The 26,389-nt window shown below is 73.4% G+C and carries 26 protein-coding genes; 19 read left to right on the top strand and 7 right to left on the bottom strand.

Annotated elements, in window-relative coordinates; genetic code table 11:
* Nucleotides 1–63: 63 nt before the first annotated feature.
* Complete coding sequence (locus tag ACK8OX_RS14325) at nucleotides 64–1,503, bottom strand: dihydrolipoyl dehydrogenase family protein (RefSeq protein ID WP_430664829.1); 1,440 nt, start codon at nucleotides 1,501–1,503, stop codon at nucleotides 64–66.
* A 205-nt stretch (nucleotides 1,504–1,708) separates the two neighbouring features.
* On the opposite strand from ACK8OX_RS14325, the gene rpmH reads away from it, so the two are divergent.
* Genes rpmH through argB form a run of 6 tightly spaced genes read left to right on the top strand, consistent with a single transcriptional unit; the run spans nucleotide 1,709 to nucleotide 5,943 of the window.
* Nucleotides 1,709–1,843, top strand: a complete 135-nt coding sequence (gene rpmH, locus ACK8OX_RS14320; RefSeq protein WP_230167414.1) for a 50S ribosomal protein L34 — start codon at nucleotides 1,709–1,711, stop codon at nucleotides 1,841–1,843.
* Between the two features lie 25 nt (nucleotides 1,844–1,868).
* Complete coding sequence (gene rnpA, locus ACK8OX_RS14315) at nucleotides 1,869–2,225, top strand: ribonuclease P protein component (RefSeq protein WP_430664828.1); 357 nt, start codon at nucleotides 1,869–1,871, stop codon at nucleotides 2,223–2,225.
* On the top strand, nucleotides 2,222–2,533 hold the full coding sequence (gene yidD, locus ACK8OX_RS14310; protein ID WP_430664826.1) for a membrane protein insertion efficiency factor YidD: 312 nt from the start codon (nucleotides 2,222–2,224) through the stop codon (nucleotides 2,531–2,533). The genes rnpA and yidD overlap by 4 nt, the downstream gene beginning before the upstream one ends.
* Entirely contained in the window at nucleotides 2,533–4,341 is a 1,809-nt protein-coding gene (yidC, locus tag ACK8OX_RS14305) for a membrane protein insertase YidC (protein WP_430664825.1), read from the top strand. The genes yidD and yidC overlap by 1 nt, the downstream gene beginning before the upstream one ends.
* Complete coding sequence (yihA, locus tag ACK8OX_RS14300) at nucleotides 4,341–5,006, top strand: ribosome biogenesis GTP-binding protein YihA/YsxC (RefSeq protein ID WP_430664876.1); 666 nt, start codon at nucleotides 4,341–4,343, stop codon at nucleotides 5,004–5,006. The genes yidC and yihA overlap by 1 nt, the downstream gene beginning before the upstream one ends.
* Nucleotides 5,007–5,058: 52 nt before the next feature.
* Nucleotides 5,059–5,943: an acetylglutamate kinase gene (gene argB / locus ACK8OX_RS14295; RefSeq protein ID WP_430664824.1), complete on the top strand. Its 885-nt coding sequence runs from the start codon at nucleotides 5,059–5,061 to the stop codon at nucleotides 5,941–5,943.
* Between the two features lie 42 nt (nucleotides 5,944–5,985).
* Here the strand turns inward: argB and ACK8OX_RS14290 are convergent, their stop codons facing one another.
* From ACK8OX_RS14290 to ACK8OX_RS14265, 6 genes are all read right to left on the bottom strand, one after another.
* Nucleotides 5,986–6,138, bottom strand: coding sequence for a hypothetical protein (locus ACK8OX_RS14290; RefSeq protein ID WP_430664823.1), 153 nt, complete (start codon nucleotides 6,136–6,138; stop codon nucleotides 5,986–5,988).
* A gap of 170 nt (nucleotides 6,139–6,308) precedes the next feature.
* On the bottom strand, nucleotides 6,309–6,962 hold the full coding sequence (locus tag ACK8OX_RS14285; RefSeq protein ID WP_430664821.1) for a GOLPH3/VPS74 family protein: 654 nt from the start codon (nucleotides 6,960–6,962) through the stop codon (nucleotides 6,309–6,311).
* A 79-nt stretch (nucleotides 6,963–7,041) separates the two neighbouring features.
* Nucleotides 7,042–8,019, bottom strand: coding sequence for a Bug family tripartite tricarboxylate transporter substrate binding protein (locus tag ACK8OX_RS14280; RefSeq protein ID WP_430664820.1), 978 nt, complete (start codon nucleotides 8,017–8,019; stop codon nucleotides 7,042–7,044).
* A 129-nt stretch (nucleotides 8,020–8,148) separates the two neighbouring features.
* The gene (locus ACK8OX_RS14275; RefSeq protein WP_430664819.1) at nucleotides 8,149–8,799 is read right to left on the bottom strand and encodes a GOLPH3/VPS74 family protein; all 651 of its coding nucleotides are present in this window, start codon (nucleotides 8,797–8,799) and stop codon (nucleotides 8,149–8,151) included.
* A complete protein-coding gene (locus ACK8OX_RS14270) occupies nucleotides 8,796–10,376 on the bottom strand; it encodes a gamma-glutamyltransferase family protein (RefSeq protein ID WP_430664818.1) in 1,581 nt (526 codons plus the stop codon). The genes ACK8OX_RS14275 and ACK8OX_RS14270 overlap by 4 nt, the downstream gene beginning before the upstream one ends.
* 92 nt (nucleotides 10,377–10,468) lie before the next feature.
* A complete protein-coding gene (locus tag ACK8OX_RS14265) occupies nucleotides 10,469–12,232 on the bottom strand; it encodes a ShlB/FhaC/HecB family hemolysin secretion/activation protein (RefSeq protein ID WP_430664816.1) in 1,764 nt (587 codons plus the stop codon).
* 360 nt (nucleotides 12,233–12,592) lie between these two features.
* Between ACK8OX_RS14265 and ACK8OX_RS14260 the strand changes: the two genes are divergently transcribed.
* The 13 genes from ACK8OX_RS14260 to ACK8OX_RS14200 all read left to right on the top strand — a co-directional run bounded on the left by ACK8OX_RS14260 (nucleotide 12,593) and on the right by ACK8OX_RS14200 (nucleotide 26,389).
* Nucleotides 12,593–15,010 (top strand): GcvT family protein, encoded by a 2,418-nt coding sequence (locus ACK8OX_RS14260; RefSeq protein WP_430664815.1) that lies wholly within the window; start codon nucleotides 12,593–12,595, stop codon nucleotides 15,008–15,010.
* Entirely contained in the window at nucleotides 15,007–15,210 is a 204-nt protein-coding gene (locus tag ACK8OX_RS14255) for a DUF1289 domain-containing protein (protein ID WP_430664814.1), read from the top strand. Before ACK8OX_RS14260 ends, ACK8OX_RS14255 begins: the two co-directional genes overlap by 4 nt.
* Entirely contained in the window at nucleotides 15,200–16,192 is a 993-nt protein-coding gene (gene bmt, locus ACK8OX_RS14250; protein ID WP_430664813.1) for a betaine--homocysteine S-methyltransferase, read from the top strand. The genes ACK8OX_RS14255 and bmt overlap by 11 nt, the downstream gene beginning before the upstream one ends.
* Entirely contained in the window at nucleotides 16,189–17,715 is a 1,527-nt protein-coding gene (locus ACK8OX_RS14245; RefSeq protein ID WP_430664812.1) for a trimethylamine methyltransferase family protein, read from the top strand. Before bmt ends, ACK8OX_RS14245 begins: the two co-directional genes overlap by 4 nt.
* 94 nt (nucleotides 17,716–17,809) lie before the next feature.
* Complete coding sequence (locus tag ACK8OX_RS14240) at nucleotides 17,810–19,360, top strand: ABC transporter substrate-binding protein (protein WP_430664811.1); 1,551 nt, start codon at nucleotides 17,810–17,812, stop codon at nucleotides 19,358–19,360.
* 3 nt (nucleotides 19,361–19,363) lie between these two features.
* Nucleotides 19,364–20,341, top strand: a complete 978-nt coding sequence (locus ACK8OX_RS14235; RefSeq protein WP_430664810.1) for an ABC transporter permease — start codon at nucleotides 19,364–19,366, stop codon at nucleotides 20,339–20,341.
* A complete protein-coding gene (locus ACK8OX_RS14230; RefSeq protein ID WP_430664809.1) occupies nucleotides 20,338–21,192 on the top strand; it encodes an ABC transporter permease in 855 nt (284 codons plus the stop codon). The genes ACK8OX_RS14235 and ACK8OX_RS14230 overlap by 4 nt, the downstream gene beginning before the upstream one ends.
* Complete coding sequence (locus ACK8OX_RS14225) at nucleotides 21,193–22,167, top strand: ABC transporter ATP-binding protein (protein ID WP_430664808.1); 975 nt, start codon at nucleotides 21,193–21,195, stop codon at nucleotides 22,165–22,167. It abuts the gene before it with no gap.
* Nucleotides 22,158–23,132: an oligopeptide/dipeptide ABC transporter ATP-binding protein gene (locus ACK8OX_RS14220; protein WP_430664807.1), complete on the top strand. Its 975-nt coding sequence runs from the start codon at nucleotides 22,158–22,160 to the stop codon at nucleotides 23,130–23,132. Before ACK8OX_RS14225 ends, ACK8OX_RS14220 begins: the two co-directional genes overlap by 10 nt.
* A gap of 65 nt (nucleotides 23,133–23,197) precedes the next feature.
* Nucleotides 23,198–24,217, top strand: coding sequence for an ornithine cyclodeaminase family protein (locus tag ACK8OX_RS14215; protein WP_430664806.1), 1,020 nt, complete (start codon nucleotides 23,198–23,200; stop codon nucleotides 24,215–24,217).
* Nucleotides 24,218–24,219: 2 nt separating this feature from the next.
* Nucleotides 24,220–25,038, top strand: coding sequence for a phosphate/phosphite/phosphonate ABC transporter substrate-binding protein (locus ACK8OX_RS14210; RefSeq protein ID WP_430664805.1), 819 nt, complete (start codon nucleotides 24,220–24,222; stop codon nucleotides 25,036–25,038).
* 50 nt (nucleotides 25,039–25,088) lie between these two features.
* Nucleotides 25,089–25,784 (top strand): corrinoid protein, encoded by a 696-nt coding sequence (locus ACK8OX_RS14205; RefSeq protein ID WP_430664804.1) that lies wholly within the window; start codon nucleotides 25,089–25,091, stop codon nucleotides 25,782–25,784.
* Nucleotides 25,781–26,389: a DUF1638 domain-containing protein gene (locus ACK8OX_RS14200; RefSeq protein ID WP_430664803.1), complete on the top strand. Its 609-nt coding sequence runs from the start codon at nucleotides 25,781–25,783 to the stop codon at nucleotides 26,387–26,389. The genes ACK8OX_RS14205 and ACK8OX_RS14200 overlap by 4 nt, the downstream gene beginning before the upstream one ends.

Genomic DNA, 26,389 nt, shown 5'->3' with positions numbered 1-26,389 from the left:
GTCGTCCTTCCCTGGCTGCCCCGTGCCGCGGTGCAGCAAAGCCGTTGCGGCCCGAAAGGTTGCTCAGGGCAGCCGGTTGAGCAAGCCGACGAGACGTTTCGAGAATGTGGACAGCAGCTTCGGCGCGTAGAAATCGCCCGCCGCGCGCTTCGCGGCCTCCGCCAGGGTGGGATAGGGCAGCACCAGCCCCGCCAGGGCCGAAAGCTTCATCCCGCGCGCGATCATCAGCGCGAAGGTGCCCGCCATCTCCCCCGCATGTGGCGCGAGGATGCCGGCGCCGAGAAGCCGGCCCGACGGCGTGGCCACCAGCTTCACCAACCCGTCCCCCACCGCTTCCGCGACCGCGCGGTCGGTCTCCGGCACCGGGAAGCGCAGGATGCGGACATCGTGGCCCGCGGCGCGCGCCTCCTCCTCCGTCATGCCGATCTGGGCGAGTTCGGGGTCGGTGTAGGTGACGCGGGGCAGGGCGGCGTAGTCCACCTTCGCCGGCAGGCGGAACAGCATCCGCCGCGCCAGCACGCCGGCATGCTGGGAACAGACATGGGTGAAGGCGCGTGGCCCGATCCCGGCGGGGTCGGCGATGTCTCCCGCCGCCCAGACGCGGCGGTTGGTGGTGGAACGCAGCCCCGCATCGGTGGCGATGCCGCGCGGCGTGGCTGCGATGCCGCCCGCCTCCAGGTCAAGCCCGCGCAGCCGCGGCACCCGGCCCACCGCCAGAAGCAGATGCGTGCCGCCGATCCGCCGGTCATCCGCCAGCACCGCCGTCAGGCCGGGCCCGCCTTCCGGCGGGGGGGCGGGTTCCACGCGCGCCAGCGTGGCGCCTTCCAGCACCGTCACGCCGTCGCGCGCCAGCGCCCGGCGCAGCCCGTCCGCCATCTCCGGGTCGTCGCGCCCGGCGATGCGCCCGGCCTCGATCACCGTCACCAGGCAGCCCAGCCTGGCATGGGCCTGCGCCATCTCCAGCCCGACCGGCCCGCCGCCGAGGATGATCAGGTGGCCGGGCGGCTCCTCCAGGTCGAAGAGCGTCTCGTTGGTCAGCCAGGGCACGGGGCCGAGGCCGGGGATGTCCGGCACGAGGGCGGAGGAGCCGGCGGCGATGACGCAGCGTCGGAAGGTGAGGCGTCGGCCGCCGGCCTCCACCTCGTCGGGCGCGGTGAAATGGGCCGAGGCGCGGATCACCTCCACCCCCATGCCGCGGAAGCGGGCTTCCGAATCGGTGGGGGCGATGTGGCCGATGGTGCCGCGGACATGGGCGCGGACGGCCTGCCAGTCGATCTCGGGCGGCGGCAGGCGCAGGCCGAAGCGCCCGGCCTTCCGCGCTGCCGCGGCGGCATGGGCGGCGGCGAGCAGCGCCTTCGACGGCACGCAGCCGGAATTCAGGCAGTCCCCCCCCATCGCGCCGCGTTCCACCAGCGCGACCCGCAGGCCGAGCGCGGCGGAAAGCGATGCGGCGGAGAGGCCGGCCGCGCCGGCGCCGATCACCACCAGGTCGAAATCGGGCATGAGAGGTTCCGTCACTCCGATCGGCGCCCCGCCAAGGTTGACGGCCGGGCGGGGGCATCCCTATACGTCCGGCTCTTCGCCGGGGCATGCCCTGGGGGTCACCCCATGCCTGCCGCCGGCGATCTGTTTAGGTTGGCCGGTGGCCGGCCGTCGGGGTTGTGTCCCCCGGCCGGCCCCGGCAGTCCAGACCCCGCGGGAGTGTGTCGTGAAGCGTACCTACCAGCCTTCGAAGCTCGTCCGGAAGCGCCGCCATGGCTTCCGCGCCCGCACCGCGACGGTCGGCGGCCGCAACGTGCTGGCGAACCGCCGCGCGAAGGGCCGCAAGCGCCTGTCCGCCTGACGGCTTGGCGGGCGAGTCCCGTGCCGTGCCGGCGCGCCCGCCGCGTCTGACCCAGCGCCGCGAGTTCCAGCGCGCTGCCGCCCGTGGACAGAAGGTGGCGCGTCCGGGGCTCGTGCTGCAGGCGCTGCCGCAGCCGGGGCAGGCGCTGCGCGTCGGCTTCACCGTCACCAAGAAGGTCGGCAACGCGGTGGTCCGCAACCGCACCAAGCGGCGCCTGCGCGAAGCCGCGCGCCTGCTGCTGGGCGACGGGCGGGTGGCGGGCTACGACCTAGTGCTGATCGGGCGCGACGCGACGGCGGGGCGCGACTTCCGCACGTTGATGGGCGACCTGCGCGGCGCGATGAAGCAGGCGGGGATCGCCATCCCCGACCGCGCGGAATGACCCCCGCGCAGCACATCCTCCGTGGCGCCATCCACGCCTATCGCTACACGCTGCGCGGCGTCATCGGCTGCAACTGCCGGTTCGAGCCGCATTGCAGCGCCTACGGGCTGGAAGCCATCGCCGCCCATGGCGCGCTGCGCGGCAGCTGGCTGACCGGCCGGCGCATCCTGCGCTGCAATCCCTGGCACCCGGGCGGATACGACCCGGTGCCCCCCCCAGCCCCGCCCGCCGGCGGGGCGCCCTTCCCCGCCAGCCATAGCCCGCGCGCCGCCGGCGCAGCCGGGCCGAAAGGCCAGACCATCCCGTGATGGACCAGAAGCGCCTCATCGCCGCGATCGCGCTGTCGATCGGCATCCTGCTGCTCTTCGACCTGTGGAACCGCCCGGCGCGGGAGGCGGAGCGCCAGCGCGCCGAACAGGCGCGCATCGCCCAGCAGGCCGCCACCCCCGCGCCCGCAGTGCCGGTCCCCGCCGCCCCGGCCGCGACCGGCACCGCCGCCGCCCCGGCCGAGGCTTCGGCGCAGGCCGCCCCGCGCGGCCCCGAACAGCGCGTGGGGGTGGAAAACCCGCGCCTGGCCGGGACGCTCAACCTGCGCGGCGCGCGGCTCGACGACCTGGTGCTGACGCAGCACCGCGAGACGGTGGACCGCAATTCCCCCCCCGTGCGGCTGCTCGCGCCCCGCAGCAACCCGCATCCCTATTTCGCGCAATGGGGCTGGACCGCGGCAGACGGCACGACCCGCGTGCCGGACCAGGACACGGACTGGACCGCGGAAGGCGGGCCGCTCGCGCCCGGCCGGGCGGTGACGCTGCGCTGGGACAACGGCCAGGGCCAGGAATTCCGCATCCAGCTCGAACTCGACGCGGACTACATGGTGACCGCGCGGCAGGTGGTGGTGAACCGCGGCGCGGCCCCGGTGCAGGTGCTGCCCTGGGCCCGCATCCGACGCGAGACGACGCCGCAGGTCGCCGGCTTCTACATCCTGCACGAGGGCTTCGTCGGCGTGCTCGACGGACGCCTGGTGGAGTGGACCTACAAGGACGCGAAGTCCGAGGCCGAGAAGCGCCGCGGCGCCGCCTTCGAGACGGAGAGCGCGGGCGGCTGGGCCGGCTTCACCGATAAGTACTGGCTCGCCGCGCTGACGCCGGTGGACCAGTCGACGCGCGTCCGCACCGCCTACCGCCATGTCGGCGACGGCGGGCAGGACCGCTGGCAGGTGGACATGGCGGCCCCGGCCGCGCTGACCGTGGCGCCGGGCGGGGAAGGTGCCCTGGCCACCCGGCTCTATGCCGGGTCGAAGGAGGTCAGCCTGCTCGACGGCTACTCCGACCGCTACGGCATCGCCGACTTCGACAAGGCGATCGACTTCGGCTGGTTCTACTTCCTGACCAAGCCCTTCTTCCACGTCCTGCACTTCCTGGGCACGGCGACGGGCAATTTCGGCGTGGCGATCCTGCTGTTCACGCTCGGCCTCAAGATCCTGTTCTTCCCGCTGGCCAACAAGGCCTACAAGTCTATGGCGCGCATGAAGACCATGGCGCCGAAGATGACGGAGATCCGGGAGCGGTACAAGGACGACCCCGCCAAGGCGCAGCAGGAGATGATGGCGCTGTACCGGACGGAGAAGATCAACCCCGCCTCGGGCTGCCTGCCGATCCTCATCCAGATCCCGGTCTTCTTCGCGCTCTACAAGGTGCTGTTCGTCACCATCGAGATGCGCCACGCGCCCTTCTTCGGCTGGATCCGCGACCTGTCGGCCATGGATCCGACCAACCTGTTCAACCTGTTCGGCCTGCTTCCCTTCGACCCGATGCAGATCTCGAACCTGCTGCACATGCCTGTCTGGGCCATCCTGATGGGCATCACGATGTTCCTGCAGTTCAAGCTGAACCCGACGCCGCCGGACCCGATCCAGGCGAAGATCTTCGCCTGGATGCCGCTGATCTTCACCTTCATGCTGGCAAGCTTCCCGGCGGGGCTGGTGATCTACTGGACCTGGAACAACCTGCTGTCGATCGCGCAGCAGTACTGGATCATGCGGCTCGACCGGGAACGGCAGGTGAAGGCCGGCACCTATGTCGCGCCGCCCAAGCCCGCGAAGGCGAAGAAGGGGTGATCCCCGGCGGCCTGGCCGAGGCGGGGACGGAGGAGGAGCGCGCCGCGCTGATCGAGGCGGGGCGGCTGCTCTTCGCGCGGCCCTGCCGCTTCTTCTTCGCCGCGCAGCGGATCGACCAGCTGCCACCCATCGGCGGGCCGGAAATCGCGCTCTGCGGCCGGTCCAATGTCGGCAAGTCCAGCCTGCTCAACGCGCTGACGGGGCAGAAGGCGCTGGCGCGCGTCAGCCACACGCCGGGGCGGACGCAGCAGCTGAACTTCTTCGACCTCGACGACGGGCGGCTGACCATCGTGGACATGCCGGGCTACGGCTTCGCCCAGGCGCCGAAGGCGGTGAAGGCGGACTGGCAGGGCCTGATGTTCGACTTCCTGCGCGGCCGCCCGACGCTGCGGCGGGTGCTGCTGCTGATGGACTGCCGGGTGGAGACCAAGCCCGCCGACCGCGCCGCGATGGACCTGCTGGCCGAAGCCGCGGTCGCCTACCAGGTCGTGCTGACCAAGGCCGATGCGGTGAAGCCGCCGCAGCTTGCGAAGCGCCTGGCGGAGGTGCAGGCGCTGATCCGCAAGCGCACCGCGGCGCATCCGCTGGTGCTGGTCACCAGCAGCGAGACGGGGCAGGGCATCCCCGAACTGCGCGCCGAGATCGCCGCCCTGTCGGTGGCTTGACCGGGCCGCGCGCCGACCCTATCCGCGCAGGCGACCCAGGGGACGCCATGCGATGACCGACGACGCGCTCGACCAGATGGCGATCCTCGCCGGCGCGCTGCCCTTCCTGAAGCGCTACGACGACCAGACCGTGGTTGTGAAATACGGCGGCCACGCGATGGGCGAGGAGGAGACGGCCCTGCGCTTCGGCCGCGACATCGCGCTGCTGGAGCAGGTGGGCGTGAACCCCGTGGTGGTGCATGGCGGCGGCCCGCAGATCAACGCCATGCTGAAGCGGCTGAACGTCAAGTCCAGCTTCGTCCAGGGCCTGCGCGTGACGGATGCCGAGATGCTCGACGTGGTCGAGATGGTCCTGGCCGGCCCGGTCAACAAGCAGGTGGCGGAAGCCATCACCCGCGCGGGCGCGATGGCGGTCGGCATCTCCGGCAAGGATGGCGGGCTGGTGCGCGCGCGGAAGGTCACGCGCCGCGTCAGGGACGAGGCCACCGGCGAGATGCAGGAGGTCGATCTCGGCTTCGTGGGGGAGCCGGAGGTGATCAACCCGAAGATCCTGCGCCTGCTGATCGGCGCCGACATCGTCCCCGTGGTCTCGCCCGTCGGCGTCGGCGCGGACGGGCAGACCTACAACATCAACGCCGACACGGTCGCGGGCGCCATCGCGGGCGCGCTGGAAGCCGAACGGCTGTTGATGCTGACCGATGTGCGCGGCGTGCTCGGCCCCGATGGCGCGCTGATCCCCGAGATGACGGTGGCCGAGGTGAGGCGCGGCATCGCGGAGGGCTGGATCTCGGGCGGGATGATCCCGAAGGTCGAGACCTGCATCTACGCGGTGGAACGCGGCGTGAAGGGCGCGGTGATCCTCGATGGCCGCGTGCCGCATGCGGTGCTGCTGGAACTGTTCACCGGCGCCGGCGCGGGAACGCTGATCCGCGCCTGAAGGCGGGTGCCGGCGGCGGGCGGCGCCGCCGCCGGGCCGGCCTCAGCCGTCTTCCCGAGGGCGATCCGTGGGGGCGCCTTCCGCCCCGGCTTCCGGCGCCGCGCCGTCCTGTCCCTCGGCGTTCTTCTGGGCGCGCTTCTCCAGCTTCGCCGCGGCCTTGGCCTGCTTGGCGCGGTCGCGGTCCTTGCGTTCCATGCTGTAATTCGGCTTCCGCATCGAGATCCTCACGAAATTGGCGGCGTCCCGGCACGGTCCGCACGCCCCATCATGCGGCAGGCGGGCGCGCGCTGCCATAGGGCGCCGTGGGCGCCCGCCTCACGGTCGGGATGGGCCGTCCGCACCGCCGCCGGGCGTTCCGCCGCGGATCAGTGCACCGCGCCCTGGCGCAGCAGCGCCGCATAGACATCCCGCGTCGCCGCGCTGAGCGAGCGGGAGAGTTCCTCGAGCATCGCGACCTGCTCGACCCGGGCCGCGACGCGCGCTGCCTCCTCGGCCGAGAGCAGCAGGGGCACCAGCCCGGTCGCGCGCGCCAGCCCGATCAGCAGGGCGTCGCGCGGGTCGGGGATGTCGTCGTGGAGCAGCACGCCGCGCAGCCGCGCGCGCACCGCCTCCGTCTCGGCGCCGCCTTCGGCCTTCGGGTAACGGCGTTCGGGAAAGACCCAGAGGAAGCGGTCCTCGACCCGGCGCAGCACGCCGCGGGCGACCAGGCGGTCCGTCACCTGGCCCCGCAGCGCCGCGGCGCCCTTCGCGATCTCCTGGATCCAGCGGCGGCTGGTGCGGGGCGCGCCCGGGGCGGCCAGGCGCGACAGCACCTCGTCCAGCAGCGGGTCGCCCAGCGGCCGGGTCTCGACCACCGCCAGAGAATCGAGGTCGGTGTCGATCCGCGCGGCCAGCGCCAGCTCCATCAGGACGGCGCCGGCCAGCGCCAGGTCTCCCGCGGGGCCGGGAAGGCCCACAGGCTTCCCGGTCTCGTCGTCGAGGAGGAGGAGCATGATCTCCTCCGGCATCGTCAGTCCCATGCGGTCCCCCCAGTCCGGCGGGGAAGCTGCCAGGGAATTGGGGCGGGCGCGAGGCCGCCCCGCAACCGGCCGCGGCGCCTCAGCTCACCACGATGTTGAACTGGCGGGCCACCGTGGTCCAGGCGCGGATCTCCTCGCGCATCAGCGCCACGAAATCGCTCCCCGTCGGCGCCGGGCTGCGCGGCAGGGTCTGCAGGTCGGAGAAGCGGGCCATCAGCTCCGGCCGCTGAAGCATCGGCGGCACGATCGCCGTCAGCCGCTCCGCGATCGGCGCCGGCAGGTTCTTCGGTGCCGAGAGGCCGAGCCATTGCGAGGAGGTCAGCTTCGCGTAGCCGAGCTCCGCGAAGGTCGGGATGTCGGGGAAGGCCGGCAGGCGCTGCGGCGAGGAGACGGCAAGCGCGCGCAGGCTGCCGTCGCGGATCTGCTGCACGTTGGTGGTGATGGGGTCCACCATGGATTCGATGTTGTTCGCCAGCAGGTCCTGCATGGCCGGCGCGCTGCCGGCATAAGGGATGTGGTCGAGATTCGGTGCCGCCGCCTCGGCCGACAGCATCGCGCCCAGCAGGTGCGGCGCCGAGCCGATGCCGGAGGAGCCGAACCGCACCGGGCGCGTGCGCGCCGCCGTCACATACTGGTCGAGCGTCTGGAAGGGCGAGTTGCTGCGCACCAGCAGCACGTTCGCCGCCTCGACCAGGTGGACCATGTGCGTGAAGTCGGCGATCGGGTCGAAGGGCAGGGTCGGCCGCGTCGCCGTGGCGTAGACATGAACCGAGGCGTGGCTGACCAGCAGCGTGTACCCATCCGCCGGTGCCTTGGCGACGACATCGGTGCCGATCAGCCCGCCAGCGCCGGGCCGGTTCTCCACCACCACACCCTGGCCGAGCGCCTGCGCCAGCATCGGCGCCATGAGGCGCGATACGGTGTCCACCAGCCCGCCCGGCGGGAACTGCGCGATCAGACGGATCGACCGGTTCGGCCAGGCGGCCTGGGCGCGGGCGAGGGAGGGGGCGGCAAGGCCCGCTGCGGCGAGGCCGAGGAGGTGGCGGCGGTTCAGCATCTGTTGCACTCCCGGAGGTCACGACGGGGTGCCGTCTGCACGTTTCCGGGGCACCGTGCCCCGGCCCTGCGTGCGGATCAGCCCCGCTGCACCTGTCCTGTGCAACCCGCGTGCCGCCGTCCGCGGCCTTCAGCCCCCGCCGATCCGCGCCGCCCGCACATCCGCCACCGCGGCGCCGAGCGAGCGGTTCAGGCTCTCGATCCGCGTCACGAGGTCCAGCCAGTCCTGCACGCGCCGCAGTTCCTCCGCCGCGAAGATCAGCGGCAGCAGCCCCGCCGCCCGCGCCAGGCCCAGCAGCAGCGCGTCGCGCGGCTCGGGCAGGTCCTCCTCCAGCAGCATCGCCCGCAGCCGCGCGCGGGCATCGGCGGCCTCGGCGCGGCCCTCCGCCTTCGGGTGGCGCCGGTCGGCGAAGACCCAGAGCACCCGCCCCTCGACGCGCGCCAGCACCCCGCGCGCCACCAGGCGGTCCAGCAGCGCGTCCCGCAGACGCGGCGCGTCCCGCGCGAGGAGGTGGATCAGCCCCCGCGCATCGCCCGGCGCGCCCGGCGCCGCGATGAGGGCGAGCACGGAATCCGCCGCGCCATCGCCGGTGGGGTCGGTGCCGGCCACCACCACCCGGTCCCGGTCGGTGTCGATGCGCCCGGCCAGCGCCAGGTCCATCAGCAGCGCGCCGGCCAGCGCCAGGTCCGGCGCCATGCCGCCGCGCCCGACCGGCCGCCCGGTCTCGTCGTCGAGCGAGAGGAGGACGATCTCCTCGGCGAGCGAGGGCGCCGCCGTCACTGCGCCAGCGCCGCCGACCAGGGCGACATCACGTCGGTGACGCCGCAGCGCGCGCCGTCGGCGTCGATGGCGATGAGGTTCGGGCAGGCGAAGTTCACCGGCAGCACCGCGTGTTCCACCACCTCGACCCCGCCGAGGGCGGCGAGCGCATCGAGCGTCGGCTGCGGCAGGCGGCGGTCGGCGGTCACGCCCTCCGGCCCGCTGACATCGATGCGGGGGAAATGCGCCGCCACTTCCGGGTCCATCCCGAAGCCCGCGGTCAGCGCCAGCATCTGGAACACCGCCGCCAGGATGCGCCGCCCGCCGGAGGCGCCGAGCGCCATCGCCGGGACGCCGCGCGCATCGGTCGCGATCACCGGCGACATGTTGGTCAGCGGCCGCTTCCCCGGCCCGATCGCGTTCGGCGTGCCCGGCCGCGGGTCGAACCACATGACGCCGTTGTTCATCAGCACGCCCGACCGCGGCAGCACGACGCGGCTGCCCATGCTCGACAGCAGCGTGGTCGTCATCGCCACCATCATCCCGTCCGCGTCGCAGACGGTCAGGTGGGTGGTGCAGGATTCCGCCGCCTTCGGCTCGGCGTCGCCGAGGCCGGCGAGGCGTTCGGCATAGGCCGCCTGCATGGCGCGCGCGAAGGCCAGGTGCCAGGCGGTGCCCGGCGCGTCGCCCGACCAGTCGGCGCCCTCCATCATCTCCGCGACGCGGCGGAAGGTGGGCGTCGCGGTCAGCCCGTTCGACAGGTGCAGCACGCGCCCGCGCCAGGGCACGGAGACGGCGGGCAGCAGCCGCGCGCGGCACCCCGCGAGGTCGGCGGCGGAGAGCACGCCCCCCATCTCCCGCACATCGGCGGCGATCGCCCCCGCGACCTCGCCCTCGTAGAAGTCGCGCAGCCCGGCGCGGGCCAGCCTCTCCAGCGTGTCGGACAGGGCGCCGAGGCGCAGGAAGCCCGGCGTGCCCTGGTAGGGCGCGACCGGCGGCAGGCCGCCGGGCAGGTAGATGCGCGCCGATTCGGGGTAGAGCCGCAGCGTCGCCGCGGCATTCGCGACCTTCAACGTGGTGTACCAGTCCTGCGCGAGCCCGCGCCGCGCCAGCGCGACGGCGGGGGCCAGCACCTCGGCCACCGGCAGCCGGCCATGCGCCTCGTGCAGCGCGGCATAGCCGGCGACGGCGGAGGGGATGACGAAGCTCAGCGGGCCGTGGATGTTGCGGTCGCCCTCGACCTCGGGCCAGGAGAACAGGTCCTGCTTCATCCGCCCGGTCATCGGGAAGGCGGCAGCATCCAGCGCGCCGGGCGAGACGGGGCCGAAATCGACGGTCTGCGCGGGCCTGCCCGGCGCCGCGACCTGCGCGAAGCCGATGCCGCCGAGGCCGGAATTCCACGGCTCCATCGCCGCCAGCGCGAAGGCCATGCCGACCGCGGCGTCGGCCGCGTTGCCGCCGGCCTCCAGGATGGCGACCCCCGCCTCCGCCGCGGCGCGGGACTGGCTTGCCACCATGCCCCGCCGGCCCCGCGCGGCAGGCTTCGCGACCTGCCAGTGCTGCGTGGTGAAGGGGGGCGGCGTGTAGCTGGGGGACATGCGGACGGGCCTTCTTCTTCTGCCGCGGGGATGATGCACCAGACCGCGCCGAGATGCGCCCCCCCGGGGCCCGGGCCGCGCAGGCGGGGGGTTCAGAAGCGCAGCAGCAGGCGGGCGTAGACCGTATCCTCCTCCAGCCGCGCCACGCCCGCCCCGTCCGGCGTGCGGGTGATGCGGCGCACCGCCTCCATGTCGATCTGCACCCGCTCCTCGACCTGCAGCCGCAGCCCGCCGCCGAAGGAGGCAAGCCGGCGCACCGCGCCGCCCGGCCCATTGTCCTCCGCGCGCCCCTCGTCGCGGAACAGGTAGAACTGGGTGCCGAGCCGCAGCGCCGGCGCGGCGCCGATCGCCAGGTCGAACTGCCGGCCCAGCTGCAACTCGGCCGACGCCGCCAGCGCGCCGTCGCCGGCGACCTGCCCCGCATGGAAGCCGCGGCCGAGCCGGTTTCCGCCGAGGTAGAACTTCTCCGCCGGCGGCAGGATGTCGGCACTCCATTGCCCCGCCAGCACCGCCTGCGCGGCCAGCAGCCAGCCATCGGCGGTCGCCGCGATGGGCTGCAGCCGGGTCGCCTCCGCGGTCAGACGTGCGAAGCCGAAGTCGCTGCCTAGCCGCGCGGTGGTGCCCGCCGCCCCGTCGCTCGCGCCGAAGGCCTCGATGCCGCGATGCAGCCGCAGCGCGAAGGTGGTGGTCGCCGCGGCGGGGGCGAGGCCGGCCCAGCCATCCAGCACCGCCGCCTCCGCCCCGATCCGCAGCGCGCGCACCGCGTCCCGGCTCTGCCGCAGGCGCGGCAGGCCGGGCCCGCCGCGCGCCTCCACCGCGCTCTCGAAGGCATCGATCCCGGCGGTGAGGGTCAGGTTCAGCGGGCGGCTGCGGATCAGCGGATGGACCAGCGCAAGGCCCGCCACCCGCGTCTCCCCCGCATAGCCGAGGGCGGAGAGCGGCGAACCCGGCGCGGCGCGGCCCGCGCCCGCCCAGGCCCGCAGCCGAAGGCCGGAGGCGCCGAGGAACAGCTCCTCCGTCGCCTGCACGAAGCCCTGGCCGTTGCCGTCGGTCTGCACCAGCGCGATCTCGGTCCGCTCGGCGGCCGCGGTGAAGGCGTTGAACTGCACGAGGCCGAGCGCCTGCCACGCGCCCGTCGCGGCATGGCCGCGGTTGTCGAGCTGGAGGTAGCCGGTCACGGGCCGGCGCGTCAGCCGGACGGACAGCTGCAAGGCCCCCGGCTCCCCCGCCACCGGCCGCAGCACGCCCTGTGCGGCGATGCCGGGGATGTCGGAGGCGAGCAGCAGCGCGCGTTCCAACGCGGCATTCGGGATCGGGCGCAGCCCGACCAGCGGGGCCAGGAACCGGCGCGCCTGCGCCTCGGCCGGGCCGACGGGCTCGCCTTCGATGACGATGGCGGCGATCGCCGCCTCCGTCACGCGCAGCAGCAGGGCGGGCGGGGCATCGGGCTGCGGCACCAGCGCGGCGGCGACCGCGACATAGGGGAAGCCGGCCTGCCGGTGCGCGTGCAGCACGGCCAGGCGCGCCTGCTCGATCCGGGACAGCGGGACGGTGGCGCCGGCCAGCGGCGCGACCAACGCGCGCAGCGCCGCGGCGGGCAGGGCGGTGCTGCCCGCGACCTCCACCGCACCCAGCGCGACCATCCGCCCCTCGCCGGGGCCGGTGAGGGGCAGGGGCTCCGGCGGGCGCAGCGCGGGGGCGAGGGCAGGCGGCTCCGCCGGGGCGATGCGCCCGACCAGCCCTGGCTGCGGCGGCAGGGGCTGGCTGCGCAGCGGATGGGGAAACAGGGCCAGCACGCCGGACGCGGCCAGGGCGCGCCACCACCCGCCAAGCCGCCCCTGCACCCCTTGCGCCACGCCGCCCCTGATCTTCGATTCGCAACCCAGGATGGAGAAATCCGGCCCGTTCCGTCAACGCAGCGGGGCGGGGGCGGCGCCCCTGTGCGGCCCCCCACCATGGACAGGGCCCGCGCCGCGCGACAGGGTGGGACCCTGCAAACTGATGGGCGAAGTGATGGAGCGTGACGCCGGCCCCTTTCCCGGCTCGCGCCCCGGCTGGACGGCACCGAGCGGCCGTCCCGGCCGGGGCCGGGCACGGCACGCCACGCCGCGGCACCCCGCCCCCGGCGCAGCCCTTCCCGCGGGCCCTGCCCGTTCCCTGCCGCAGGCCGCCGCCCGGCGTGCCGTGCCGCCCCCCGCCAAGTCACGGGAATCCGCATGAAGACCCACGCGCGCGCCGTCATCATCGGGGGGGGCGTCGTCGGCTGCTCCGTCCTGTACCACCTGGCGAAGATCGGCTGGACGGACCTGCTGCTGCTCGACAAGGACGAGCTGACCTCGGGCTCCACCTGGCATGCGGCGGGGGGCGTGACCACGCTGAACTCCGATGCCAACGTCTCCCGCCTGCAGAAATACACCTTCGACCTGTACCGGGAGCTGGAGGCGGCGACCGGCCAGTCCTGCGGCATCCACCACAATGGCGGCTTCTACCTGGCGGCCAGCGACGGCCAGATGGACTTCCTGAAGCTGATCCACAGCCGGGCGCGCTACCTCGGCATGCAGACCGAGCTGATCCCGGTCTCCGAGGCGAAGAAGAACAACCCGCTGATCGCGGAGGAATTCTTCAAGGGCGCGCTGTGGCGCGAGGATGGCGGCCATGTGGACCCCTGGCTGGTCACCCAGGCCTATGTCGCCGCCGCCCGCGCGATGGGCGCGGAGGTGCAGCGCCACACCAAGGTGACCGCGCTGACCCAGCGCGCGGACGGCACCTGGGACGTGGCGACGCCGAAGGGCACCATCCATGCCGAGCACGTGGTGAATGCCGGCGGGCTCTGGGCGCGGGAAGTGGGCCGGATGGTGGGGCTGACGGTCCCGCTGCTCGCCTTCGAGCACCACTACATCGTCACCGACCCCGTGCCCGAACTGGCTGGGCGCGAGCGGGAGATCATCAACACCAGCGACTTCACCGGCGAGATCTACCTGCGCCAGGAAGGGCAGGGCGTGCTGCTCGGCACCTACGAGCAGGCGAGCGTGCCCTGGGCGGTGGACGGCACGCCGGACGACTTCCACAGCCAGCTCCTGCCCAACGACCTGGAACGCATCTCGCCGGAGCTGGAGCGGGGGTTCCGGCACTTCCCGGCGCTGGCGAAGGTCGGGCTGCGGAAGGTCATCAACGGGCCCTTCACCTTCGCGCCCGACGGCAACCCGCTGGTCGGGCCGGTGAAGGGGCTGCCGAACTACTGGCTGGCCTGCGGCGTGATGGCCGGCTTCAGCCAGGGCGGCGGCATCGGGCTGGTGCTGTCGCGCTGGATGGACCGGGGCGACCCCGGGCAGGACGTGCTGGCGATGGATGCCGCCCGTTTCGGCGCCTTCGCGACGCCGCGCTACACGCGCATCAAGACCGAGGAGAACTACCGCCGCCGCTTCCGGCTCGCCTACCCGAACGAGGAGATGCCGGCGGCCCGCCCCTTCCGCCGCACGCCCGTCTACGACCGGCTGCGGGAACGCGGCGCGGTGTTCGGCGCGAATTTCGGGCTGGAGAACGCGCTGTGGTTCGCCCCGCCCGGCGTCGAGCCGGTGGAGGAGCCGACCTATCGCCGGTCCAACGCCTTCCCGCATGTGCGCGCGGAATGCCACGCGGTGCGGACGAATGTCGGGCTGTACGAGACCTCGAACTACGCGAAATACGAGGTGACCGGCCGCGGCGCCCGGCGCTGGCTGGACCGCGTCTTCGCCTGCCGCATCCCGCGTCCCGGCCGCATGGCGATCGCGCCGATGCTGAACGAGGCGGGGCGCATCATGGGCGACCTCTCGATCGCCTGCATCGCCGAGGACCGCTACCTGATCGTCGGGTCGGGCTTCGCGGAGGCCTTCCACATGCGCTGGTTCTGGCGCCAGCGCCCGCCGGAGGACGTCTTCGTCCGCAGCGCCTGCTCCACCCTGACCGGCTTCGCGCTGTCCGGCCCGCGGTCGCGCGACGTGCTGGCGAAGGTCGCGTCCGCGGACGTGTCGAACGACGCCTTCCGCTTCTTCGCGGTGAAGGAGATGGCGGTCGGCATGTCCCCCGCGCTGGTCCAGCGCGCGGGCTTCACCGGGGAGCTGGGCTACGAGATCTGGGTGACGCCGGACTACCAGCTGCAGCTGTTCGAGGACCTGGTCGCGGCCGGCGAGGAATTCGGCATGGCGCTGTACGGCGGCCGCGCCATCTCCTCGCTGCGGCTCGAGAAGAACTACGGCAGCTTCAACCGGGACTTCCGCCCCGACTACACGCCGGGCGAGACGGGGCTCGACGCCTTCGTGGACTTCGCGAAGGAGGCGGACTTCACCGGCCGCGCCGCGGCGCTGGCCGAGCGCGAGAAGGGGCCCGCGCGCCGCTTCGTCACCTTCGCGGTCGATGCGCCGCATGCCGACGTGGTGGGCTACGAGGTGGTGCTGAAGGACGGCCGGCCGGTGGGCCACGTCACCTCCGGCGGCTACGGCCACTGGGTGGGACGGAGCCTGGCGGTGGGCTACCTGCCCGCCGCGCTGGCGCGGGACGGCGAGGTCTTCGCCATCGACATCCTGGGCGAGAACTGCCGCGCCGTGGTCACCGCGCGGGCGCTGCACGACCCGGACGGCCTGCGGCTGCGCGCATGACGCCGAGCCCCTGCATCGGGACCTGCGTGCTGGACCCTGTGACGGGCTGGTGCATCGGCTGCGGCCGCAGCGGCGAGGAGATCGGCGCCTGGCTCGCCATGGACGAGGCTGCGCGCGCGGCGCTGGTCGCGCTGCTGCCGGCGCGGCTGCGGGCCATGACCAGCCGCGCGACGAGGGGAGGACGACGCCATGCTCGCTGAGCTCCTGGCCGGGGGCCGCGTGCTGCTGGCCGACGGCGCGACCGGGACCAACCTGTTCGAGATGGGCCTCGCCAACGGCGATGCGCCGGAACTGTGGCTCGACGCGCACCCCGACCGCATCCGCGCGCTGCACCGCGCCTTCGTCGGGGCCGGGGCCGACATCATCCTCACCAACAGCTTCGGCGCCAATGCGCGGCGCCTGATGCTGCACGGGATGCAGCACCGCGCGCGGGAGCTGAACCGGATCGCGGCGAGCCTGGCGCGGGAGGTGGCGGATGCGTCCGGCCGGCGCGTGGCGGTCGCGGGCTCGGTCGGCCCGACGGGCGACCTGCTCGCCCCCCTCGGCCCGCTGACCGAGGAGGAGGCGGCCGGGGTCTTCGCCGAGCAGATGGAGGGCCTGCGGGAGGGCGGCGCCGACCTCGCCTGGGTCGAGACGATGTCGGCGCCGGAGGAGATGCGGGCCGCCGCCACCGCGGCCGCCCGAACGGGGATGCCCTGGACGCTGACCGCCAGCTTCGACACCGCCGGGCGCACCATGATGGGCCTGACGCCGGAAGCCTTCGCGGCCTTCGCCGCCGCCTTGCCCGTGCCGCCGCTGGCGATCGGCGCCAATTGCGGCGTCGGCGCGTCGGACCTCGTCGCCTCGCTCCTCGGCATCGCGGGGGGCGGGGCGGCGTTGCCGGTCATCGCCAAGGCCAATGCGGGCATCCCCGTGGTGCAGGGCGACCGCGTGGTCTATTCGGGCACGCCGCGGACGATGGAGGTCTACGCCCATCTCGCGATCGACGCGGGGGCGCGGATCGTCGGCGGGTGCTGCGGCACCTCGCCCGCGCATCTTGCCGCGATGCGCCGCGCGGTGGACGACCACCGCGCCGGCAACGCGCCGCCCGACCTCGCGGCCATCGTGGCCGCGCTCGGCCCGCTGGTGCAGCCGCCGAATGCGGGCGGGGAGAAGCGGCAGGGCCGCAGGAGGGGCGGATGAGCGAGACCACGCCGCAGCGCCGGCGCGAACGCCCGGCGCGCAACCGCACCGGCGCCACCAACGAGCCGCTGCCGAGGCTCGAGAACCCCTGGGCACCGGTCGAGATCCTCGACGCGGAGCAATTGGCGCGCATCCTCGGCGCCGCCTGGCGCATCCTCGAGGAAGGCGGGCTCGAGATCCGCTCGGCCCGCGCGCGGGAGATCTACCGCCGCGGCGGCGCGGCGGTGGACGAGGCGACGGGGATGGTGCGCCTCGGGCGGGAGGTGGTGGCGGAGCATTGCGGCAAGGCGCCGTCCGAATTCGTGCTGCATGCCCGCAACCCGGCGCGCCACCTGCATGTCGGCGGGCGCGTGGTGAATTTCGGCCCGGTCAACGGCACGCCGCACGTCACCAGCCTCGCCGGCGGCCGGCGCTACGGCACGCTCGACGATTTCAGGGCCATCCTGAAGGTCACCCACACGCTCGGCGTGCTGCACTGGCAGGGCGGCGTGGTGACCGAACCGGTGGACCAGCCGGTGCCGGTTCGCCACCTCGAGATGTACCGCGCCCATGCCGAATGCAGCGACATCGTCTGGGCCGCGCGCGGCGTCGGGCTGGTGCAGGCCGAGGACGCGATCGCGATGTCGGCGATCGAGCACGGCACCACGCCGGAGGGCCTGGCCGCGCGCCCGACGCTGATGACCGTGACCAACGTGAATTCCCCGCGGCGGGTGGATGAGGAGATCCTCGACAACATCATGACCATGGCGGCGCACGGGCAGTGCGTGGTCATCACGCCCTTCACGCTGATGGGCGCCATGGCGCCCGTGACGCTGGCCGGCGCACTGGCGCAGCAGACGGCGGAGGCGATGGGCATCATCGCGCTGGTGCAGATGATCCGCCCGGGCTGCCCCGCGGTGCTGGGCGGCTTCACCTCGAATGTCGACATGCGCACGGGGTCGCCCGCCTTCGGCACGCCGGAATACGTCCACGCCACGCTGGGGGGCGCGCAGATCGCCCGCGCGCTTCGCATCCCGTTCCGCTCCTCGGCCGTCTGCGCCTCCCCCGCGCCGGACGCGCAGGCGGCGTGGGAGACGGGGTTCTCGCTCTGGGCGTCGGTCATGTCGCACAGCCACCTGGTCAACCACGCGGCGGGCTGGCTGGAAGGGGGGCTCGCGGCCTCCTTCGAGAAGGTGGTGCTGGACGCGGAGATGCTGCGCGCCTGGGCGCGGATGCTGCGGCCTGCGACCTTCACCGAGGACGACCTGGCGGTGGACGCCATCCTCGCCGTGCCGCCGGGCGGGCACTTCTTCGGCGAGCCGCACACGCTGGCCCGCTACGAGACCGCCTTCTGGCGCCCGATCGTGAGCGACTGGTCGAACTACGAGAACTGGCGCGACGCGGGCGCGAAGGACGCCGCGGCGCGGGCAGCCGGGGTATGGGACCGCACGCTTGCGCAGCACGAGCCGCCGCCGCTCGACCCCGCCGTGAGGGAGGCGCTGGACGACTTCGTCGCGCGCCGGCGCCGCGACCTGGACGGATGAGGGAAAGGCCTTGCGGCCGGCCCCGCCGCGGGCTTTGTTGACATGCCGCGACAGGTCGCGCGACCAGGACGCGGCACCCGGGAAGGAGCTTCCGATGACCATCGAGATCGACCGTCGCAGGCTTCTCGCGGGGGCGGCCGCCGCGGCCGGGCTGGCCGGCGCGGGGGGACAGGCCCTCGCGCAGGCGGCGCCGCGTTCCTCCATCGCCGTGCGGGTGGAGCGCGACCCGGAGATCATCGATCCCGGGTTCCGCACCGGCCCGCATGACGGCAACATCATCCGCGTCGTCTACCAGCGCCTGCTGCGCCACAAGCCCAATTCGGGCGAGCTGGAGCTGGACGCGGCGGCGGAGGTGACGCAGGCCTCCCCCACGGTGATCGACTTCCGCCTGAAGCCCGGCCAGATGTTCACCGACGGCTTCGGCGAGATGACGGCGGAGGACGTGAAGTTCTCCTTCGAGCGGATCGGCCTCGAACCCGCGGCCGGCGCGCGTCCCTCGCCCTATCGCGGCGACTGGGCGGGGCTGGAACGGGTGGAGGTCACGGGGCAGCACACCGGGCGCATCGTGCTGTCGCGGCCCAATGCCTCGCTGATGAACATCGCGATCGGCGACGTCTCGGGCTGCATTGTCAGCCGCCGCGCGGTGGAACAGCGCGGCGTCGAGCACAACACGCGGCCGGTCGGCTCCGGCCCCTACGCGCTTGCCTCGCTGGAACGGCAGCGGGGCGCGGTGCTGCGCGCCAACCCCGCCCATGCCGGCGCCCGCCCCGCCTTCAACGAGGTGGCGGTGCGCTTCATCCCCGACAACCGCGCGACCGAACTCGCGCTCCGCGCCGGGGAGCTGGACTTCGCGGTGCTGCCGCCATCGGTGGCGGAACCGCTGCGGGGCGTGCAGGGGCTCACCATCTCCGAACAGCCGGGGCTGCAGTACATCTGGCTCGGCATGAACATGGAGAAGGCGCCGCTGAGCGACATCCGCGTGCGCCAGGCGATCCGCCTCGGCCTCGATGTCGACCAGATGCTGATCGCCGGCTACAACGGCCGCGCGCCGCGGCTCAACACGCTGCTGCCGCCGGCGGTCGACGGCCACTGGGCGGAGGCGCCGGTCTATCGCCGCAACGTGGCGGAGGCGCGGCGCCTGCTGGCGGAGGCGGGGGTGCGGAACCCGCGCGTGAAGCTGCTGGTGCTGAACCAGCCCGCCTTCCAGAACATGGCGCTGGTGGCGCGCGCGCTGCTGGCCGAGATCGGCGTGACGGTGGAGGTCGACGCGCGCGACGGCGGCGGCTTCTGGTCGGCCGGGCGCGGCGATGCCGGCCGCGAGATCGACATGCACATGATGGTCTTCAACGGGAAGCTCGACCCCAACTTCCTGATGCAGTGGTTCGTCAGCGGCCAGGTCGGCACCTGGAACTGGCAGCGCTTCGCCAGCCCCGAATTCGACCGGCTGTTCGAACAGGCAGCCGCCGAGCTCGACCCCGCGCGGCGCCGCGCCATGGTGATCGAGGCGCAGCAGCTGATGGACCGCTCCGCCGCCTTCGTCTGGCTGACCAACAACGTGTCCTTCCTGGCGCACCGGTCCTGGCTGCGCCCGGCATCCGTGCCCGGCTGGCTCGACTGGCAGTACGACAGCTTCGCGGTGGCCTGATCCATGGATGGCGGGACGGCGCGGTACCTGGCGAGCCGTCTCGTCACCTCCGTGCTCATCGTGCTGGGGGCGATGCTGCTTCTGTTCGCGCTGACGGCGCTGGTGCCGGGCGACCCGGCGGCGACGCTGCTCGGCCCGCAGGCGACCCCCGAATTCGCCCGCCAGTTCGTGCGGGAGATGGGGCTGGGCCGGCCGCTGCACGAGCGGCTGTTCCTGTTCTTCGCCAATGTGCTGCGCGGCAACCTCGGGGTGGATGTGCTGTCGGGGCGGCCGGTGGCGGGGATGGTGATGGCGGTCATCCCCTACACCTTCGCGCTGACCTTCGCGGCGATCGGGCTTGCGGTGCTGCTGGGCGTGCCGCTCGGCATCCTCGCCGCGACGCGGCGCGGCAGCGTGGCGGACAACGTGCTGGCCTTCCTGTCCGTGTCCTTCATCGCGCTGCCGAGCTTCGTGGTCGCCATCCTGCTGCTGCTGGTCTTCTCCATCTGGCTCGACTGGCTCCCCGTGCTCGGCGCGGGGCGGGAGGGCGACCTGTGGGACCAGGCGAAGCGGCTGGTCCTGCCGACCGTCGCGCTCTCGCTCGGCTGGATCGGCTTCATCGCGCGGCTGGTACGCAGTTCGATGCTGGAGGTGATGGGCGAGGCCTATATCCGCACCGCGCGGGCCTACGGCATCCCGGAACGCCTGGTGACCTACAAGTATGCGCTGAAGAACGCCTGCATCCCGACCCTCGCCATCCTCGGCATGGGCATCGGCCGGCTGCTCGGCGGCGCGGTACTGGTGGAGATCGTGTTCTCCCGTCCCGGCCTCGGCCGGCTGATCTACGACGCGATCTCGGTCCGCAACTACCCTGTGGTGCAGGGGGCGGTGCTGGTGGTGGTGGTGCTGTTCGTCGTGGTGAACCTGTTGGTGGACCTCTCCTATTCCGCCATCGACCCGCGGATGCGCCGGGACGCCGCGCGGGAGGGGCTGCCGAGGTGACGGCGGCGGGCGGGGCGATGCGGGTGCTGCGGCGCACATGCGGCAGCTTCCCCGGCGCGCTGGGCTGCGTGCTGGTGCTGCTGGTGCTGGGCGCCGCGCTGTTCGCGCCCTGGGTCGCCACGCACGACCCGGACCGGCTGGACGTGATGAACCGCTTCGCCGCGCCTTCCGCCGCGCACTGGCTCGGCACCGACCATCTCGGGCGCGACCTCTACTCGCGCCTGGTGCATGGGGCGACGGTGGCGATGGCGGTCGCGCTCAGCGCCATCGCGCTGGCGCTGGTGGCGGGCACCGCGCTCGGCATCCTCGCGGCCTCGCTGCCGGCGCGGGCGGAACGGCCGGTGCTGGTCGCCTTCGACACAATTTCCTCCTTCCCGTCGCTGGTGCTGGCGCTGGCGGTGGTGGCGGTGTTCGGGCCCTCGACCCCGATCGTGGTGGCCATCGTCGGCGTGACGCTGGCGCCGCATTTCGGCCGCGTCGCGCGCGCGCAGGCACTGGCGCTGGACAGCGCGCCCTTCCTGGAGGCGGAACGCATCCTCGGCGCCTCGCGCGCGCGGATCGTGCTGCACCACATCCTGCCGAACATCCTCGGCCCGCTGATCGTCCTCGCCTCGATGGACATCCCGGTGGTCATCACGATCGAGGCGGGGCTGTCCTTCCTCGGCCTCGGCGTACGGCCGCCGCTGGCCAGCTGGGGGGTGCTGATCCAGGACGGCTACCAGTTCCTGTCCGACAGCTGGGTGCCGGTCCTCGTCTCCTCCCTCGCGCTCGCCCTCGCCACGCTCGGCTTCACCCTGTTCGGCGAGGCGCTGCGCGACGCGGTGGACCCGCGCATCGGGCGGGGGCACTGAATGGACGCGCCGCTGGTCCGCATCCGCGACCTGGTGCTGGAAGCCGCGACGGCGCGGGGGACGGCGCGCATCCTGCGCGGCGTCGACCTCGATATCGGGCGGGGGCGCATCCTCGGCGTGGTGGGCGAATCGGGGTCGGGCAAGTCCAGCCTCGCGGCGTGCCTGCTGCGGCTGCTGCCGGGCAACGTCACGCGCCTGTCGGGGGAGGTGGCCTTCGACGGGACCGACCTCCTCGCCCTCGATCCGGCGGCGATGGCCGCCTGGCGCGGCACCCGCATCGCGATGATCTTCCAGGACCCGATGACGGCGCTGAACCCGGTCTTCACCATCGGGACGCAGATGGTGGACGTGATCCGCCGGCGCGACCCCGGCCTGCCGCGCGCGGCGGCGCTGGACCGGGCGGAGACGATGCTGCGCCGGGTCGCCATCGCCGATCCGCGCGCGCGCCTGTCGGCCTATCCGCACCAGCTCTCGGGCGGGATGCGCCAGCGGGCGATGATCGCGATGGCCCTGCTCGCCGGCCCCGACCTGCTGCTGGCGGATGAGCCGACGACGGCGCTGGACGCGACGGTGGAGGCGCAGATCGTGGCCCTGCTGGAGGAGCTGCGGAGCGACTTCGCGGGCAGCATCGTCCTCATCTCCCACCATCTCGGCCTCGTCGCGCAGCTCTGCGACGACCTCGCGGTGATGTATGGCGGGCGGGTGGTGGAGACGGGGCCGGTCGCGCCCGTCATCGCCGCGCCGCGCCACCCCTACACGCGCGCGCTGCTCGCCTGCGAGATCGGGGAGGGCGGGGAAGGGCGGCTCGCCTCCATCCCCGGCGACGTGCCGGACCCGGTCGCGCCCCCGCCGGGCTGCGTCTTCGCGCCCCGCTGCCCGCGGGCCGAGGCGCGTTGCGCCGCGGAGCCGCCCGCCCTGCGCGCCGCCAGCGAGGGGCGCGCCGCCGCCTGCCACTTCTTCGAGGAATGGTCGTGACCGGCGGCGCCCTGGCGGAGTTCGAGCGGGTGGGCGTGACCTTCGGCGGCGGGGTGCGCGCGCTCGACGATGTCAGTCTGGCGGTGCCGCGGGGCGGCATTCTCGGCCTGGTGGGTGAATCGGGGTCCGGCAAGACGACGCTCTGCCGCACCCTGCTCGGCCTGACGCCGCCGGCCGAGGGGCGCGTCACCTTCGACGGGCGCCCGGTCGGCGACTGGCTGCGCGGGGATGCCCGCGCCTTCCGCCGCCGCGTGCAGATGCTGCTGCAGGATGCCGTGGCGTCCCTTTCGCCGCGGATGACCATCGGCCGCGCGCTGGAGGAGCCGCTGCTGATCCACCGCCTGCCGCTGGAGGAGGGACGCGCGCGGCTGGCGGGGCTGCTCCGGCGGCTCGGCCTGCCGTCCGACATCGCGGGGAAGTATCCGCACCAGGTCTCGGGCGGGCAGGCGCGGCGCATCGGCGTGGCCCGCGCGCTGGTGATGCAGCCCGGCATGATCGTGGCGGACGAACCGACGGCCGGGCTCGACGTGTCGGTGCAGGGCGACCTGCTGAACCTGCTGCTGGACCTGCGGGCGGAACTCGGCCTCACCTACCTCGTCGTCAGCCACAACCTGCACGTCGTCCGCCGCGTGACGGAACGGACGGCCGTGATGTATCTGGGCCAGGTGGTGGAGGAGGGGCCGACGCGCGCGATCTTCGCCCGCCCCGCCCATCCCTATGCCGCCGCCCTCGTCGCCGCGAGCCCTGGCCTGCGCGAGGCGCCGGGCCGCCGCCGCATCGTGCTGCGCGGCGAGATCCCGAGCGTGCTGAACCCGCCGCCCGGCTGCCGCTTCCACACCCGCTGCCCCGCGGCGCAGCCGGACTGCGCCGCCGTTCCCCCCGCGCTGCGGGAGGTCGCGCCGGACCGGACGGCGCGCTGCCACTACCCCTTCTCGCTCGCCCTTCCGGGCGGGCCGGCGGCGTGAGGCCGCCCGCCATCCCCATCGGCCCGGCGCCTTCCGCCGGGCGACACCGCGCCGAGGACCGGACGATGCACGAATACGAATCCATGCCGCCGCTCTACTTCACCTACATGAACCGCTTCGACGTCGAGGCGCTGGGCATCACCGACGACGAGATCCTCTCCGCCATCGAGGAGCAGCTCGCGACCCAGGGGCGGGGCGAGGCGGTGATCGAGCCGCGGATGCACCTCGAGCCCGGCGTGGCGCGCGGCCATTTCAACGTGCTGCGCGGGTCGCTGGGCGGGGAGGTGGATTCGGCCGGGGTGAAGGTGGTGTCCGACTTCTACGACAACTACCTGCACAGCCTGCCGTCGGAGCTTGCCCTGCTGCTGCTGTTCGACCGCTTCAAGGGCGTGCCCAAGGCGATCATCGACGCATCCGCCATCACCGACATGCGCACCGGCGCGGTCACCGCCATCGGCGCGAAATACCTGGCGCCGAAGGGGGCCAGGGTGCTCGGCCACATCGGCGCGCGCGGCACGGCGTACTGGAACGTGCGGCTGATGGCGAAGCTGTTCGACTTCGAGGAGATCCGCGTGCATTCCCGCCGCAAGGAAAGCCGCGACGCCTTCGGCGCGCGGCTGGAACGCGACCTCGGCCGCAAGGTCGTCGTCACCGAGGACTGGGAAAGCTGCATCCGCGGCGCCGACATCGTGGTGGAGGCGTCGCGCCTCGTCACGCCGGAGCCGCTGCTGAAGACCGAATGGATCAAGAAGGGCGCGCTGGTGATGCCCTACGGCACGATCAGCGCGGTGGAGCTTTCGCTGGCCGACATCGCCGACAAGTTCCTGATGGATGATTTCGGCCAGGCGCGGTCCGGCAATTTCGGCGCGCTGAAGCCGCTGTTCGACGCGGGCCGCCTGCATCCCGGCCGCTACCACGCCGAGATCGGGGAGGTCGTCGCCGGCCTGAAGCCGGGGCGGGAGAGCGAGGACGAGACGATCCTGTTCTGGCACCGCGGCCTGTCGCTGTCCGACATCGCGCTCGGCCACGCGATGCTGAAGAAGGGCGAGAAGCTGGGCGTCGGGCAGCGCATCCGGTTCGCCTGAGCATGGCCGCATCCTTCATCGCCAATGCGCGGATGTATGCGGTGGCGCCGGAGGCGGAGGCCGCCTGGCAGGCGCTGATCGCGCAGGTCGCGGCGGAAGCGGGCGTCGCGCTCGACTACCTGCCCCATCCCGCGCCGCGGCCGCTCGAGGAGCTGTGGCGGCGGCCCGACCTCGGCTGCGTGCAGATGTGCGGCTATCCCATCGCGCTCGGCATCGCCGATGTCGTGCCGATCGCGGCGCCGATCCCGGCGCTGCCCTGGGCCGGCGGGCGGGCGGCGTACCGCACGGATCTGATCGTGCGGGCGGACAGCCCCTTCCGGCGGCTGGAGGACAGCTTCGGCCACCGGCTGGGCTGGACGGTCGCGCATTCGCAGTCCGGCTTCAACGCGCTGCGCCACCACCTGCTGCCGCATTGGCGCGCACGGGGCGGGCCGCTCTATGCCGAGGTGCGCGGCGACCTGGTGACGGCGCGGAAGGTGCTGGATTCGGTGCTGGACGGCAGCATCGACATCGGGCCGCTCGATGCCTACTGGCACGCGCTGATCGCCCGCCACCGGCCGGAACTGACGGCCGGCATCCGCGTGCTGGACAGCACGGCGCTGGCGCCGATGCCGCCCTTCGTCGCCGCGCCGGGCCTGCCGGCCGCAGACCTGGCGCGGCTGCGGGCCGCCTTCGCCGCGGCGGCGTCGCGGCCCTGGTTCGCGCGCCATGCCGGGCCGCTGCTGATCGAGGGCTTCGCCCCGGTCGCGCCGGATGCCTTCGCCCCCACCCTCGCCTGGCACCGCGATGCCCTGGCGGCCGGCTACCCGGTGCCTGCCTGATGACAGGCGCCCGCGCCCTGCCTACATCCCCGCCGGCCCCGAGGTGACGCATGACCGACGAGATCATCCTCTCCGACCTGCCCGACGACGAACTGGTGACGCAGATGCACCAGGACCTCTACGACGGCATGAAGCCCGAGATCGAGGAGGGGGTGCGCCTGCTGCTGGACCGCGGCTGGACGCCCTATGACGTGCTGACGAAGGCGCTGGTCGAGGGGATGCGGATCGTGGGGGAGGACTTCCGCGACGGCATCCTGTTCGTGCCGGAGGTGCTGATGGCGGCGAACGCCATGAAGGCCGGCATGCACATCCTGCGCCCGCTGCTGGCCGAGACGGGCGCGCCGAAGCTCGGCAAGATGGTGATCGGCACCGTCAAGGGCGACATCCACGACATCGGCAAGAACCTGGTCGGCATGATGATGGAGGGCGCGGGGTTCGAGGTGGTGGACCTCGGCATCAACACCTCGGTCGAGACCTTCCTCGACGCGCTGGAGGCGCACCGCCCGGACATCCTCGGCATGTCGGCGCTGCTGACGACCACCATGCCCTACATGAAGACGGTGATCGAGGCGCTGAAGCAGAAGGGCATCCGCAACGACGTGATCGTCCTGGTCGGCGGCGCGCCGGTGAACGAGCAGTTCGCCGAGGCGATCGGCGCCGACGCCTATTGCCGCGACGCCGCTGTCGCGGTGGAGACGGCGCGCCGCTTCCTCACGCAGGGCGGGGCGCCGCGGCGGGCGGCGTGACGGGCGCGGAGGCACGGCCCGGGCGCATCCTGCTCGTCGCCTGCGGCGCGCTGGCGCGGGAGGTGGTGGCGCTGAAGGCGCTGAACGGCTGGGACCACATGGACGTCTCCTGCCTGCCCGCCCTGCTGCACAACCGGCCGGACCGCATCCCCGCCGCCCTGCGCGCGCGCATCCGCGCCGGCCGCCGCACGCATGGGGAGGTGCTGGTGCTCTACGGCGATTGCGGCACCGGCGGCGCGCTCGACGCCGTGCTGGTGGAGGAGGGGGCGGAGCGGATCGAGGGGCCGCACTGCTACGCCTTCCTCGCCGGCGCCGGGGCCTTCGACGGGTTGATGGAGGAGGAGCCCGGCAGCTTCTTCCTGACCGACTTCCTCGCGCGGCAGTTCGACCGGCTGGTCTGGCGCGGGCTCGGGCTCGACCGCCACCCGGAGCTGCGCGACGCCTATTTCGCCCATTACCGGCGCGTCGTTCACCTGGTGCAGCAGCCCGACCCCGCCATCGCGGCACGGGCCGCGGCGGCGGCCGCGCGGCTCGGCCTGCCGCTGGTGACGCGCGTCACCGGGCTCGGCGGCCTGTCCGCCTTCCTCGCGCCGCGCGTGGCATGA

It is taken from the genome of Falsiroseomonas sp. CW058 (assembly GCF_050563535.1).
Classification (GTDB): Bacteria; Pseudomonadota; Alphaproteobacteria; order Acetobacterales; family Acetobacteraceae; genus Falsiroseomonas.
The sequence above is the reverse complement of the archived record's forward strand: the minus strand, read 5'-3'. Positions and strand labels throughout refer to the sequence as shown.